This is a genomic window from Streptomyces sp. NBC_00028 (assembly GCF_045041065.1).
Classification (GTDB): Bacteria; Actinomycetota; Actinomycetes; order Streptomycetales; family Streptomycetaceae; genus Streptomyces.
Window position 1 is genome coordinate 8,945,283 of the sequence record NZ_CP108293.1, and the last position, 13,182, is coordinate 8,958,464.

Here is a 13,182-nt window from a genome sequence, read left to right on the forward strand (position 1 = left end):
CTGGTCGCGCAGTTCCCCGCGCCCCTTTGGGGCGCGTCCACTTCACCCTCGTATCAAAGGACTCCACGCCATGCGCAAGTCATCCCTCCGCCGTAGCTGCGCGGCCCTCGCCGCCGGAACCTCTCTCGCCCTCGCCCTCACCGCCTGTGGCGGCACCACCAAGAAGGACGTCGCCGACGAAGGGGCCTCCGCTGCCTCCACCGCCAAGGCCGACCCGAACGCGGCCACCAAGAAGGGGCTGACCGTCGGGTTCCTGCCCAAGCAGGTCAACAACCCGTACTTCACCTCCGCCGACAAGGGCGGTGAGGCCGCCCTGAAGGAGCTGGGCTCCAGCTACAAGGAGGTCGGGCCCTCCAACGCGACCGACACCGCCGGCCAGGTGTCGTACGTCAACACGCTCACCCAGCAGCAGGTCGACGCGATGGCCATCTCCGCGCAGGACCCGGGCGCCCTGTGCACCGCGACCAAGCAGGCCATGAAGAACGACATCAAGGTCGTCACCTACGACTCCGACACCAAGCCGGACTGCCGCAACGCCTTCGTCTCGCAGGCCTCCGCCGAGGACCTCGGCCGCACCGAGGTGCAGCTGCTCGCCGAACAGATCGGCTACAAGGGCGAGATCGCGATCCTGTCCGCCGCGCAGACCGCGACGAACCAGAACACCTGGATCGACTTCATGAAGGACGAGCTGAAGGACGCCAAGTACAAGGACATCAAGCTCGTCAAGGTCGCGTACGGCAACGACGACGCCCAGCAGTCCTTCCAGCAGACTCAGGGCCTGCTCCAGGAGTACCCGAACCTGAAGGGGATCATCTCCCCGACCACGGTCGGCATCAAGGCCGCCGCCCAGTACCTGTCGGGCTCCAAGTACAAGGGCAAGGTCAAGCTGACCGGCCTCGGCACCCCCAACGACATGCGCAAGTACGTCAAGAACGGCACCGTCGAGGGCTTCGAGCTGTGGGACCCGTCGAAGCTCGGCGCGCTGGCCGCGCAGACGGCCGTCGCCCTGGTCTCCGGCCAGATCACCGGCGCCGAGGGGGAGACCTTCAAGGCCGGCGGCACCACGTACACCATCGGCAAGGACGGCGTCATCAACCTCGGCAAGCCGACCGTCTTCAACGCCAAGAACATCGACCAGTTCAACTTCTGATCGACCGGTTCACGTCTCAACTCCCCGTCAAGGAGCGGTACTTCATGCAGCGCGTCTGTTTCCTGCTCAAGGTCCGTCAGGACAAGCTCGACGAGTACCGCGAACGACACGCCGCCGTGTGGCCCGAGATGCTCGACGCGCTCTCGGCCACCGGCTGGCACAACTACTCGCTCTTCCTCAGGGAAGACGGCCTGCTGGTCGGCTACCTGGAGACCGAGGACTTCGCCGCCGCCCAGGCCGGCATGGAGGCCGCCGAGGTCAACGCCCGCTGGCAGAAGGAGATGGCGCCGTTCTTCGAGTCGCTGGACGGCGCCCGGCCCGACGAGGCCATGAAACCCCTCACCGAAGTGTTCCACCTCGCCTGACGTCCCCACTCAGGATCATCTGGAGCCGCTCCATGAGAAGACGCACCCTGCTCACCGGTGCCATCGTGACCGCCATGTCCACCTCCGCGCTCACCGGCGGTACCGCCCGTGCCGCCGACCCCGGCCCCTCCGTCACCAAGACCGGCAGCACGACCCTCGACAGCTCGGCTGTCTTCTTCGTGTCCTACGACGGCCTGGTCAACAACAACTCGTTCCAGAAGAACGGCCTGCTCACCTACAAGGGCTACCAGTACGCCGTCTGGTACACGGCCGACAAGAACGCCGTCGTCGGCCGCCGTGTCCTGGGCGGCAGCACCTGGTCCACGGTCCAGGTCGGCCACACCCTCAAGGCCAGCGACTCGCACAACGTCATCTCCATGGGCGTCTCCAAGGTCGACGGCCGGCTCCACCTCAACATGGACTCGCACAGCGACGGCTTCACCTACGTCAAGTCGGTGGCCGGGCTGATGGACAACCCGTCAGGGCTGAGCTGGACCGCCGCCCGCTTCGGCGCTCCCCAGTCCACGCTGGACGGCCTGGCCCTCACCGCGCAGTTCACCTACCCCCAGTTCGTCTCCACCCCCGACGGCAAGCTCCAGCTCAGCTACCGGGTCGCGATCTCCGGCAACGGCCGCAACGCGCTTGCGGAGTACGACGGTTCGACCTGGACCAACCTCGGGGAGTGGTCCAGCTCCACCGGCACCTACACCAGCGAGCACGGCTCCTCGACGGCCCGCAACATGTATCTGCACGGCATCGACTACGACAAGAACGGCCGACTGCACTCGTTCTTCACCTGGCGTGAGCAGAACGGCGCCGTGATGTGCAACAGCGGCGGCATCACCAACCACGACACCGGCTACGTCTACTCCGACGACCGCGGGCGCACCTGGCGCAACAACGCGGGCACGGTCGTCGGCACGACGGGAGGCTCCGACAAGGTCGCCGTCACCGACAGCGGGCTGGTGATCGACTCGCTCAACCCCGATCACTCCCTGATGAACCAGGAGAGCCAGTTCACCGACTCGAGCGGTCTGCCGCACGCGATCATCTCGTACGTCCCCGGCCGCTTCGGTCAGTGCACCACCAACTACGTCACCGACCGCACCGCCAACGGCCGCGCCTTCCACGTCCGCAAGAACTCCTCGGGCACCTGGCAGAAGACGGAGATTCCGGTCCCGCTCAACTCCAGCCAGCGCACCAAGCTGGTCCTGGACAAGTACGACAACGCCTACGCGATCTTCCCGTTCGGCCGGATCGCCGGCGCCTCCAAGGCGTCCGGCTACACCGACTGGACGCTCCTGTACGACGGCAGCGGCCTCAACGCCTTCGGCGAGGTCGTCATCGACGAGACACGCATCGCCCAGGACAACGTCCTGTCGGTGCTGTACCAGGAGAAGTCCAGCGGTACGACGCCGTCGGCGCTCCACGTCGTCGACTTCGCGCTGCCCGCCTGATCGGGGTCGCTTCGGGGCGGCGTGCCGGTAATGTGATGGCCTGCCCGCCGCCCCTCTTTCACCTGGAGGTTCCTGCCCGATGTCGCAGTCGGTGGGTATCAAGGACGTCGCCCGCGCCGCCGGAGTGTCGGTGGGCACGGTCTCCAACGTCATCAACCGACCGGACTCGGTGGCGACCGAGACACGCGCGCGCGTGCTCTCCGCGATCGACCGGCTCGGCTACGTCCGCAGCGAGTCCGCCCGCCAGCTGCGCGCCGGACGCAGCCGGATCATGGGACTGCTCGTCCTCGACATGGGCAACCCCTTCTTCGTCGACGTCGCGCGCGGCGCCGAGCGGGCCGCGCGGGACGCCGGGCTCGGCGTGATGGTCTGCAACAGCGCGGAGAGCGCCGGCGAGGAGGCCGAGTACCTCTCGCTCTTCGCCGAGCAGCGGGTCCGCGGCGTGCTGCTGACCCCCGCCGACGCGACCGGCCGCAACATACAGAGTTTCCGGCGCCACGGCATCCCCTTCGTCCTCGTCGACCGCGTCGCCGAGGGCACCACGGAGTGCTCGGTCTCCGTCGACGACGTGGCGGGCGGCGCCCTCGCCGTCCGGCACCTCATCGACGCCGGACACCGCTCCATCGCGTACGTCAGCGGCCCGCCCGGCTTCAACCAGGTCCGCGACCGTCGCACCGGCGCCCTCAACGCGATCGCCGAGGCCGGCCTCGCCCCGAGCGTGCTGCGCGAACTGCCCACCGAACGCCTCGACGTCGCCGCCGGCCGCGACGCGGGCGCCCGTCTCCTCGGGCTCGCCGACCGGCCCACCGCCGTCTTCTGCGCCAACGACCTGCTCGCCCTCGGCGTCCTCCAGGCCATGTACGCGGCCGGGATAAACGTCCCTGATGACCTCGCCATCGTCGGCTACGACGACATCGAGTTCGCCGCCGCCGCGGCCGTCCCGCTGACCTCGGTCCGCCAGCCCGCCGTCACCATGGGCGCCCTGGCCGCCGAGCTGCTGCTGGAGGAGACGGAGACGGAGTCCGGCCCGCGACGGCACGAACACCGCCGGGTGGTACTCCAGCCCGAGCTGGTGGTCCGGCGCTCCAGCCTGTCCGCCCGCTGATCCGGGGTTCAGTACGATTTCATGATCCCGGGGATCGGATATCGGACGGACATGTGCTGAACTGGGACGCGTCCGCACCTCAGTCCGTCCCGGGAGCCCCGTTGACCGCGACCTACCGCCAGCCCGGCGTCGTCCTCACCGACCACCACTTCACCGTGCCCCTCGACCACGACGCCCCTTCGGGCGAGACGATCGAGCTCTACGCCCGTGAGGTGGTCGCCGGTGACAAGGCGCGGCAGGACCTGCCCTGGCTGGTCTACCTCCAGGGCGGCCCCGGCTTCGGCGCGAACCGTTTCGTCGGCAGACCGGCCTGGCTCGGCCGCGCTCTCAAGGAGTACCGAGTCCTCCTGCTCGACCAGCGCGGCACCGGCCGCTCCACGCCCGCCAACCGCCAGACCCTTCCACTGCGCGGCGGCCCCGCGGAACAGGCCGACTACCTCACGCACTTCCGCGCCGACTCGATCGTCCGGGACTGCGAGACCATCCGCCCCGCGCTCACCGGCGGCGCCCCCTGGACCGTCCTCGGCCAGAGCTTCGGCGGCTTCTGCGCCGTCAGCTACCTCTCCGTCGCTCCGGAGGGCCTCAGCGCCGCCGTGATCACCGGCGGCCTGCCCTCCCTCGACGCCCACGCAGACGACGTCTACCGGGCCGCCTACCCGCGCATCGAACGCAAGGTCGCCGCCCACTACGCCCGCTACCCGCAGGACGTCGAGCGCGCCCGCCGGATCGCCGACCACCTCCTGCACCACGAGGTCGTCCTGCCCAACGGCTACCGTCTGACCGTCGAGGCCTTCCAGTCCCTCGGTATCGTCCTCGGCGGCGGCGAGGGCAGCCACCGGCTGCACTTCCTCCTGGAGCACGCCTTCGTCCGCACCCCCCAGGGCCCGGCCCTCTCCGACGCCTTCCAGGAAGAGGTCCAGGGCCTCCTGTCGTACGCGGGCCACCCGCTCTACGCGCTCGTCCACGAGGCGATCTACGGCCAGGACCACCGCCCCACCGCATGGTCCGCCGAACGCGTCCGCGCCGAGTTCCCGCAGTTCGACGCCGCCAAGACGCTCACCGGCGACGGACCGCTGCTGTTCACCGGCGAGTCGATCCACCCCTGGATGTTCGAGTCGGACCCGGCGCTGCGCCCCCTGCGGGAGACCGCCGAACTCCTCGCCGCCCGCACCGACTGGCGGCCCCTCTACGACGCCGACCGCCTCGCCGCCAACGAGGTCCCGGTCGCCGCGGCGGTCTACCACGACGACATGTACGTCGACACCGCCCACTCCCTCCGGACCGCCCGCGCCATCCGTGGCCTGCGCACCTGGGTCACCGACGAGTTCGAGCACGACGGCGTCCGGGCCGGCGGCCCGCGCGTCCTGGACCGGCTGCTGGCCCTCACCCGCGACGAGGCGTAATCCCGGTGGCGATGTCGGCGGCGCGGATTAGTCTGCACCCATGACAGAGCCGACGATCAGTCAACTCCAGCCCATGCCAGAGGACTGGCGGCGCGCACTCGCGGTCGTGGCCCACCCGGACGACCTCGAGTACGGCTGCTCCGCGGCCGTCGCCGCCTGGACCGACGCGGGCCGCGAGGTCGCCTACGTCCTGGCGAGCCGCGGCGAGGCCGGCATCGACACCCTGGAGCCGGCCAAGTGCGCCCCGCTGCGCGAACGGGAGCAGCGGGCCAGCGCCGCGGTCGTCGGGGTGTCGACCGTGGAGTTCCTGGACCACCGGGACGGGGTGATCGAGTACGGCACCGCGCTGCGCCGCGACATCGCCGCCGCGATCCGCCGGCACAAGCCGGAACTGGTCATCACCCTCAACCACGAGGACACCTGGGGCGGTTTCGCCTGGAACACGCCGGACCATGTGGCGGTGGGCCGGGCCACGCTGGACGCGGCCGGGGACGCGGGCAACCGCTGGATCTTCCCGGAGCTGGTGGAACAGGGCCTGGGGCCCTGGAACGGCGTGCGCTGGGTGGCCGTGGCCGGATCGTCCTCGCCCACCCACGCCGTGGACGCGACGCCCGGCCTGGAGCGCGCGGTGCGCTCGCTGCTCGAACACCGGGCGTACATCGAGGCGTTGACGGACGAGGACCCGGAGACCTACGTCCGGGGATTCCTCACCGGAGTGGCGGAGCGCACCGCGGAGCGCTTCGGCGGCACACCCGCCGTGGCCTTCCAGGTTTTCAGCAGATGACGAAGACAACGGGGGAGAACATGACGGGCGCCGACGTCCTGGCGGGCCGCTTCGAGGAGCACCGGGAGCATCTCAAGGCGGTCGCCTACCGCATGCTCGGCTCGTTCACCGAGGCCGAGGACGCCGTCCAGGAGGCCTGGCTGAAGCTGGGCCGCACCGACGCGGACGACATCCGCAACCTCGGCGGCTGGCTCACCACGGTCGTCGGCCGGGTCTGCCTCGACATGCTGCGCTCCCGCACCACGCGCCGCGAGGACCCGCTGGACGACACCTACGTCCCGGACCCGGTGATCACCCCGCTCTCGCGGATCGACCCCGAGCAGGAGGTGCTCCAGGCGGACTCCGTCGGCCTCGCCCTTCTCGTGGTCCTGGAGACCCTGGAGCCCGCCGAACGGCTCGCGTTCGTGCTGCACGACATGTTCGCCGTGCCCTTCGACGACATCGCCGCGATCGTGGAGAAGAGTCCGGCCGCCACCCGGCAGCTGGCCAGCCGCGCCCGGCGCCGGGTCAAGGGCGCCACCCCGTCCGCCGAGCCCGACCTCGGCCAGCAGCGGCAGGTCGTCGACGCCTTCCTGAGCGCCGCCCGCGGCGGGGACTTCGAGGCCCTGCTCGCGGTCCTGCACCCGGACGTCCTGCTGCGGACCGACTCCGGTGCACTGGTAGGCGGGGCGGCGGCGTCCAAGCTGGTGCGCGGCGCGAAGCCGGTCGCCGAACAGGCCCTGCTGTTCCGCCAGTTCGCCCAGTTCGCGGAGCTCGTGCTGGTCAACGGCACGGTCGGGATGGTCAACGTGTCCGAGGGGCAGCTGCTTTCGGTCATGGGCATCACCATCGTGGACGGCCGGATCACCGAGATGCAGATCCTGGCCGACCCCGAGCGGCTCGCCCGCCTCGGCCTGCCGGGTGCGCAGGGCTGAGTCAGACGGCCACCAGCACCGCGCCGACCGGGCGGTGCGGGCTCACCGCCCGCCCGTCCGGGAGGAGTTCACCGGTGTCGTCGAAGACGATGGTGCCGTTGCACAGCAGACTCCAGCCCTGTTCGGGGTGGGCCGAGACGATCACCGCGGTGTGGTGGTCGGGGCGCTCGGCGGCGGGGCACGCGGGCTGGTGACTGCACATGACGTCTCTCCTCGTTGTGGCGGGCTCCTGCCTGGGTCGGCTCATGTCTCTGTGGTAGCCGAACTTGTTTTCCGTTGGATGAGGGGACCCCCACAACGCCGGAAACTCATCGGTGAGTTTCCGTTCCGTATCCTGGCCATATGCAAGATCAGACAGCCCTCCCCTCCGACCTGCGCGGCGACTGCGCCCAATGCTTCGGGCTGTGCTGTGTCGCCCTGCCCTTCACGGCCTCGGCGGACTTCGCCCGCGACAAGCCGGCCGGCAAGCCCTGCCCCAACCTCCAGGGCGACCACCGGTGCGGCATCCACACACGGCTGCGGCAGGAGGGCTACACCGGGTGCACGGTCTACGACTGTTTCGGCGCCGGGCAGAAGGTCTCGCAGGTCACGTTCGGCGGCGAGGACTGGCGCGGCGCCGGGCGTGACCACGCGCGCCGTATGGTCGACGTCTTCCCGGTCGTGCGCCAGCTGCACGAGCTGCTCTGGTACCTCACCGAAGCGCTCGCCCTTCCGGCCGCCGCCCCGGTGCACGCCGAGGCGCGCCGTCTGCTGGAGGAGACGGACGCACTCACCCGCGGCACCCCCGACGAACTCACCGAGCTGGACGTCGCCGCACACCGCCAGAAGGTCAACGCGGTCCTGCTGCGAACCAGCGAACTGGTCCGGGCCGGCACCCGCGGCAAGAAGAAGGACCGCCGGGGCGCGGACCTGATGGGCGCCCGCCTCAGGAACGCCGACCTGCGCGGCGCGAACCTCCGCGGCGCCTACCTCATCGCCGCCGACCTCACCGGCGCCGACCTGCGCGGCGCGGACCTGATCGGCGCCGACCTGCGCGACACGAACCTCACGGACGCCGACCTCACCGACGCCTTCTTCCTCACCCAGCCGCAGATCAACGCGGCGCGGGGCAGCGAGGGCACCCGGCTGCCGGGGTCGGTCACACGACCGGGCCACTGGACACAGGCCTGACAGCCGCAGCGCGACGACGACAGGCCTCGTCGGCGCGGAGCTGCGCAGGTGCGGAATACCGGAGTGCCCGAGGCACGGAGGCGCGGCGGGCGACCGGCGACGGCGGCGAGGTCCGGAGGTCTGGGCGCGCCGGGTGACAGGGCAGGTCGCCCGGCTCGCGGTCTGCCGGGTCTTGGCAGGGCAACGTGTGCCCGTCGCACAGCGCCCGTGCCACGGGCCGGAGACCTCGCAGCCGTCCCGGGCGCGAGGCCCATCAGCGCGCCGCTGCCCGCCGCCGGAGACGCCGCGGCTGCTGAGTCGCCGCGCCCGTGTGTCCTGCGGCCCCGTTCAGCTTCTGCCGTGCGTCCGGCTCAGCCCGCACCGCCGGATCGGCAGTACCGCCCGCGGATCAATCACCCGTCCCGCTCACAGGGCACCGCACCTCCGCGCCCGGCGCCTCGCCCGCGACTCCGGGCACCGGACACCGCGGCTCCGCCTCTGGCATCCGCGCCCCTGACACCTGCGCCGCTGACGCATCCCCCGTCACGCCCTGCGGCACCCGTCGCCGCTCCAGCCCCAGCCGCAACCCCTCCGGCATCAGCGTGAGCCGCTCGGTCACACGCAGGCGGTAGGCGGGGTCGCCGCGCAGCTCGTAGCGGCGGAGCAGCAGCCCGAGCACCAGCGTGGCCTCGTGCAGGGCGAACTGCCGGCCGATGCAGGCCCGCGCCCCCGTGCCGAAGGGCTTGAAGGTGTGCGGGGCGCGGTTGCGTACGGCCTTCGGGTCGAAGCGGTCCGGGTCGAAGCGTTCGGCGTCCGCGCCCCAGACCTCGGGGTCGCGGTGCAGCATCGGGGTGAGGACGAGCGTCCACGCGCCTCGCCGCATCGGATGCTCCCCGGCCAGCACCGTGTCCTCGACGGCCTCCCGGGCGAACGCGGGCGCCGTCGGCCACAGGCGCAGCGACTCGTCCAGGACCCGGCGTACATAACGCAGCTTGGCCACCTGGTCGTAGCCGGGCGTCTCCGTGTCGCCCCACACCCGGTCGACCTCCGCGCGGGCGCGGGCCGCGGCCTCCGGATGGCGGGAGAGGTAGTGCAGGGCGAAGGAGAGCGCGCCCGAGGTGGTCTCGTGCCCGGCGACCAGGAAGGTGATCACCTGTCGTCGGACGTTCTCCGAGGACAGTCGCTCACCGGTCTGGGGGTGGGCGGTCTCCAGCATGCGGTCCAGGAGATCCCCGTCGCCGCCGCCGGCCTTCCGGCGCTCCCGCACCAGGTCGTCGACCGTGCGGTTGAGATAGGAGATGTCGGCGTCGTTCTGGCGCGCGGCCTGGCGCAGCAACGCGGGCCACGGCACGGAGTTGAGCCGTTGGGCGTAGGTCAGCGTGCCCACCATCGCGGTGATGAAGGGATGCGGACGGGAGCGCTGGAAGGAGCCGAAGTCATGGCCGAAACCGGTCCGCGCGATCGTCTCCAGCGTCAGCTTGGTCATGTCGCCGGGGACGTCCACCGTGCGGCCCGCCGCGAGCTCGGCGTCCCAGTGGTCCGTGAGCTGCGCCGCCACGGCCAGCATCATCGGGTGGTAGCCCTCCATCGCCTCCCGGCTGAAGCCCGGGGCGAGCACGTCGTGCGCCAGCTGCCAGTTCGGCTCGTGGTTGTACGCCGTGAACAGCCCGTCCCCGGCGACCGGCCGCAGGTTGGCCACCCCGAGCCCCACATGCTTCGCGAACCGCGTCTCGTCCGCGAGGTCGGCCGCGAGCCGGGCACCCCAGACGAACACGAACTCCCGGTTGAAGGCCTTGCGCCGGTAGATCGGCCCCAGCTGCCGGGCGTAGCGCAGGGAGTCCTGGAGCGGGGTGCGCCGGTTCGCCCCGAGCACATCGCCGAGCAGCGGGAGCCGTCGGGGCGGATGCGGGATCCGGTGCAGCTCGGGCCAGCCCTGTTCGGCACTGCGGAACCCCTTGGGCAGCGCGGTCCGGTTGCTCGACTCCGCCATGACGCGATCTCCCTTGATACGGGGGCGGGTTGGGGCGTGTTGTACGTGGGTTCAATAAGGCGCACAAGTCTGGTCCCCTTGTTGAACCGGCGTCAAGTAAAGGAACCGGGGTCGGGATAAGGTGCGGGCATGGCCGCCAACCAGGGGGAGCGCACCCGTCGCCGGCTCAGCACCGAGGAGCGCCGGGAACAGCTCCTCGTCGTCGGCGCGCGGCTGTTCTCGGAGAGCCCGTACGACGACGTGTGGATCGAGCGGGTCGCCGAGATCGCGGGCGTCTCGCGTGGGTTGCTCTACCACTACTTCCCGACCAAGCGGGACTTCTTCGCGGCGGTCGTCGAGCGCGAGAGCGCGCGGATGCTGCGGATGACCGCGGCGGTTCCCGGCATCCCGGTGCGGGAGCAACTGGCCGCGGGGCTCGACACGTTCCTGGAGTACGTCGAGGCCCACGCGCACGGCTTTCGTGCCTTCCACCGTGCCGACGCGGCCGGGGACCAGACCGTACGCAAGGTCTATCAGCAGGCCCTGGCCGCGCAGGAGCGGCAGATCCTCGCGGCGCTGGCCGCGGATCCCGAGTTCGGCGCCGGATTCGAGGCGCGGCCCGAGACCACCCTCGCCGTGCGCGGCTGGCTGGCCTTCGTCACGGCCGTGTGTCTGGAGTGGCTGAGAGGCTCGGAACTGTCCCGGGAGCAGGTGCGTGACCTGTGCGCCCGTGCGCTGCTGGGAGTCCTCGGCGTCTGAACCTCCGCAAAGGTTCGGGGGTGCTGGTTGGCGTGCGTCCCGATCTCCGATAGGTTAGGCAAGGCTTACCTAAGGAGGTTCTGGGATGGGTGCTGGGACGGATGACAGCCCGAGCTGGACGGCCGCGCCTTCCGCGGCGGAACGGGCGCGTTCGGTGCTCGCCACCGCGTGGTCGTGCGCGGTGACCGCGGACGGCGGTCGCGAAGAGCTCGTCGGCGCGCACACCGTCGCCGAGGACGGCCGGGTGCTCCTCGACGTACCCGACGACAGCGCCCTGCTCGCGGCGGCGATCTGCGCACCGCGCGGAGAGCCGTCCGCCGTGCTGGAGTTCGCCGACGTCTCGCCCGTTCCCGTGCGCAACCGTATCCGGGCCCGTATGTGGCTCGCCGGCTGGTTCGCCCCCGAGGACGACCGGCTGGCGTTCACCACCACGCGGATCGTGCTGCGGCAGCCGTCCGGTGCCGTGGTCGTGGACCTCGACGAGTTCGCCGCCGCCGCGCCCGACCCGCTGGCCGGCGCCGAGGCGCGGCTGCTGACGCACCTCGCCGACTGCCACGCCGACGCGGTCGAGCGGCTCACCCGGCTCGTCGAACCCGACAGCCTGCACGGCGCGGTGAAGGTCCCGCCCATCGCGGTCGACCGGCACGGGCTGACCCTGCGCATCGAACGCGTCCGAGCGCACGGCGACGTGCGCCTGGCCTTCCACCGGCCCGCCGACGACGTCGCTCAGCTCACCGAGCGCATGCACGTCCTGCTCGGCCAGGCCGCCTCGGCGTCCTGCCCCCGCGCGCTACAGCGGCAGCGCACAGACGGCGACGGGTGACGCGAACGGCCTGCCCACGAGCCGCAGCCGGCCGCTGTCGGCGTCCACCCGGAACACGCTCACCGTGCCCGACCGCTGATTCGCCGCGAACAGCAGCGTCCCGTCGGGCGACAGGGCGATCTGCCGCGGGAAGTCACCGGCGACCGGCACGGTGTCGAGGAGCCTGAGCCGGGCGCCGTCCGCCTCCACCGCGTAGCGCGTGAGGCTGTTGTGGCCCCGGTTGGCGAGGTAGGCGTACGCCCCGTCCGGCGTCACCACGAGCTGCGCCGGATAGCTGGTGCCCGTGCCGGTACCCGTGGACTGCGCCTCGCCGATGGTCAGGCGCCCGGTGCCGGGGTCGTAGGCGCAGACGGCGACGGTGTTGTCGACCTCGTTGGCCAGATAGGCGTACCGCCCGCCGGGATGGAACGTGAGATGCCGCGGCCCGGCCCCCGGCCGGGTGTGGGCCTGCGCGACCTCGGTGAGCTTCCCGGTCCGCTCGTCGAGGCGGTACGTGTACACCGTGTCCGTGCCCAGGTCGACGGCGAGGAGATGGCCGCCGTCCGGGCTCGTGGCGAACTGGTGGGCGTGCGGGCCCTCCTGCCCCGGCCCCGGCTTCGGCGCGGAATGCGTGACGAGGTCGGCGCGCTCCCCGATCGCCCCCGAGGCGTCGAGGGGATGCACGGCCACACTGCCGTCGCCGTAGTTCGCGCTCAGCAGCCAGCGCCCGCCCGGATGCACCGACAGATGGCAGGGGGCGCCGCCGCCGGTGCTCCGGCTGCCGAGGACCTCGCGGTCGGCGAGCCGTACGGCGGTCACGGCACCCTGCTCACGCTCGTTCACCGTGTACAGCGTGCGGCCGTCGGGGTGCAGGGCGAGATACGAGGGGTCGCCCACCCCGGTGAGCGTGCGGCCGGCGGTCACCCGGCCCGTCTCGGTGTCGTACGTGGCGAAGCCGATGCCGGTGCCACCGTCCTCGGCGGAGGTGTAGGTGCCGAGAGCGAGGGGGCGCGGGCCGGAGGGCGCGGGCGTGGGTGAGGGGGACACGGCGGCGGTGCTCTCCGGGGCGGCGGCCTGGGGTTCCCGAGGCGACTCAGACGCCTCGGGACCGGCCTCGTCGCACGAGGACAGCGCCGCCACCGCCCCCGCTCCCGCGAGCGCGCCGACGAACCGACGCCTGCTCCAGTCACCCCTGCCCATGCACGCACCTCAGGTCGGTCGGTTGCCCGGTCGCCAGCCACCATGACCCGGACCGCGCCCCGCGTGCAACACGCGCCCCTACCCGTCGCCGACCGGCCTGGCGGCCACCAGCGGCTCCGCCGGTG

13 protein-coding genes are annotated in these 13,182 nt (G+C 71.5%); 10 read left to right on the top strand and 3 right to left on the bottom strand.

Features of this window, described 5'->3' with window-relative positions; all coding sequences use genetic code 11:
- The first annotated feature begins 70 nt into the window (after nucleotides 1–70).
- The 7 genes from rhaS (at nucleotide 71) to sigJ (ending at nucleotide 7,178) form a co-directional block, all read left to right on the top strand.
- On the top strand, nucleotides 71–1,150 hold the full coding sequence (gene rhaS / locus OG885_RS40515; protein WP_405740969.1) for a rhamnose ABC transporter substrate-binding protein: 1,080 nt from the start codon (nucleotides 71–73) through the stop codon (nucleotides 1,148–1,150).
- Between the two features lie 44 nt (nucleotides 1,151–1,194).
- Nucleotides 1,195–1,515, top strand: a complete 321-nt coding sequence (locus OG885_RS40520) for an L-rhamnose mutarotase (protein WP_329342346.1) — start codon at nucleotides 1,195–1,197, stop codon at nucleotides 1,513–1,515.
- Nucleotides 1,516–1,547: 32 nt separating this feature from the next.
- Entirely contained in the window at nucleotides 1,548–2,972 is a 1,425-nt protein-coding gene (locus OG885_RS40525) for a BNR repeat-containing protein (protein ID WP_405740973.1), read from the top strand.
- Between the two features lie 79 nt (nucleotides 2,973–3,051).
- Nucleotides 3,052–4,077 (top strand): LacI family DNA-binding transcriptional regulator, encoded by a 1,026-nt coding sequence (locus OG885_RS40530; RefSeq protein WP_399965717.1) that lies wholly within the window; start codon nucleotides 3,052–3,054, stop codon nucleotides 4,075–4,077.
- Between the two features lie 101 nt (nucleotides 4,078–4,178).
- Nucleotides 4,179–5,480: an alpha/beta fold hydrolase gene (locus OG885_RS40535; protein WP_405740976.1), complete on the top strand. Its 1,302-nt coding sequence runs from the start codon at nucleotides 4,179–4,181 to the stop codon at nucleotides 5,478–5,480.
- Nucleotides 5,481–5,520: 40 nt separating this feature from the next.
- On the top strand, nucleotides 5,521–6,264 hold the full coding sequence (locus tag OG885_RS40540) for a PIG-L deacetylase family protein (protein WP_405740979.1): 744 nt from the start codon (nucleotides 5,521–5,523) through the stop codon (nucleotides 6,262–6,264).
- Nucleotides 6,261–7,178 (top strand): RNA polymerase sigma factor SigJ, encoded by a 918-nt coding sequence (gene sigJ / locus OG885_RS40545; RefSeq protein ID WP_405740982.1) that lies wholly within the window; start codon nucleotides 6,261–6,263, stop codon nucleotides 7,176–7,178. Before OG885_RS40540 ends, sigJ begins: the two co-directional genes overlap by 4 nt.
- A 1-nt stretch (nucleotide 7,179) precedes the next feature.
- Here the strand turns inward: sigJ and OG885_RS40550 are convergent, their stop codons facing one another.
- A complete protein-coding gene (locus OG885_RS40550; protein WP_399965721.1) occupies nucleotides 7,180–7,380 on the bottom strand; it encodes a DUF5999 family protein in 201 nt (66 codons plus the stop codon).
- Between the two features lie 140 nt (nucleotides 7,381–7,520).
- Between OG885_RS40550 and OG885_RS40555 the strand changes: the two genes are divergently transcribed.
- Nucleotides 7,521–8,348 (top strand): pentapeptide repeat-containing protein, encoded by an 828-nt coding sequence (locus OG885_RS40555; RefSeq protein WP_405740985.1) that lies wholly within the window; start codon nucleotides 7,521–7,523, stop codon nucleotides 8,346–8,348.
- A 388-nt stretch (nucleotides 8,349–8,736) separates the two neighbouring features.
- Here the strand turns inward: OG885_RS40555 and OG885_RS40560 are convergent, their stop codons facing one another.
- Nucleotides 8,737–10,317 (bottom strand): cytochrome P450, encoded by a 1,581-nt coding sequence (locus tag OG885_RS40560; RefSeq protein WP_405740988.1) that lies wholly within the window; start codon nucleotides 10,315–10,317, stop codon nucleotides 8,737–8,739.
- Between the two features lie 129 nt (nucleotides 10,318–10,446).
- Between OG885_RS40560 and OG885_RS40565 the strand changes: the two genes are divergently transcribed.
- Together OG885_RS40565 and OG885_RS40570 are read left to right on the top strand one after the other, a co-directional pair.
- The gene (locus tag OG885_RS40565) at nucleotides 10,447–11,055 is read left to right on the top strand and encodes a TetR/AcrR family transcriptional regulator (RefSeq protein ID WP_405740991.1); all 609 of its coding nucleotides are present in this window, start codon (nucleotides 10,447–10,449) and stop codon (nucleotides 11,053–11,055) included.
- Between the two features lie 85 nt (nucleotides 11,056–11,140).
- Nucleotides 11,141–11,878 (top strand): DUF2470 domain-containing protein, encoded by a 738-nt coding sequence (locus tag OG885_RS40570; RefSeq protein WP_405740994.1) that lies wholly within the window; start codon nucleotides 11,141–11,143, stop codon nucleotides 11,876–11,878.
- Here the strand turns inward: OG885_RS40570 and OG885_RS40575 are convergent.
- A complete protein-coding gene (locus OG885_RS40575) occupies nucleotides 11,846–13,057 on the bottom strand; it encodes a lactonase family protein (RefSeq protein ID WP_405740997.1) in 1,212 nt (403 codons plus the stop codon). The two genes, OG885_RS40570 and OG885_RS40575, sit on opposite strands and share 33 nt — an antisense overlap.
- Nucleotides 13,058–13,182: the final 125 nt, after the last annotated feature.

Bases quoted from the DNA above. Each gene is read 5' to 3' on its own strand.
- OG885_RS40540 (WP_405740979.1), top strand. From the start codon at position 5,521: ATGACAGAGCCGACGATCAGTCAACTCCAGCCCATGCCAGAGGACTGG.
- OG885_RS40555 (WP_405740985.1), top strand. From the start codon at position 7,521: ATGCAAGATCAGACAGCCCTCCCCTCCGACCTGCGCGGCGACTGCGCC.
- OG885_RS40575 (WP_405740997.1), bottom strand. From the start codon at position 13,057: ATGGGCAGGGGTGACTGGAGCAGGCGTCGGTTCGTCGGCGCGCTCGCG.
- OG885_RS40570 (WP_405740994.1), top strand. From the start codon at position 11,141: ATGGGTGCTGGGACGGATGACAGCCCGAGCTGGACGGCCGCGCCTTCC.
- OG885_RS40525 (WP_405740973.1), top strand. From the start codon at position 1,548: ATGAGAAGACGCACCCTGCTCACCGGTGCCATCGTGACCGCCATGTCC.
- sigJ (WP_405740982.1), top strand. From the start codon at position 6,261: ATGACGAAGACAACGGGGGAGAACATGACGGGCGCCGACGTCCTGGCG.
- OG885_RS40560 (WP_405740988.1), bottom strand. From the start codon at position 10,317: ATGGCGGAGTCGAGCAACCGGACCGCGCTGCCCAAGGGGTTCCGCAGT.
- OG885_RS40565 (WP_405740991.1), top strand. From the start codon at position 10,447: ATGGCCGCCAACCAGGGGGAGCGCACCCGTCGCCGGCTCAGCACCGAG.
- OG885_RS40530 (WP_399965717.1), top strand. From the start codon at position 3,052: ATGTCGCAGTCGGTGGGTATCAAGGACGTCGCCCGCGCCGCCGGAGTG.
- rhaS (WP_405740969.1), top strand. From the start codon at position 71: ATGCGCAAGTCATCCCTCCGCCGTAGCTGCGCGGCCCTCGCCGCCGGA.
- OG885_RS40520 (WP_329342346.1), top strand. From the start codon at position 1,195: ATGCAGCGCGTCTGTTTCCTGCTCAAGGTCCGTCAGGACAAGCTCGAC.
- OG885_RS40550 (WP_399965721.1), bottom strand. From the start codon at position 7,380: ATGTGCAGTCACCAGCCCGCGTGCCCCGCCGCCGAGCGCCCCGACCAC.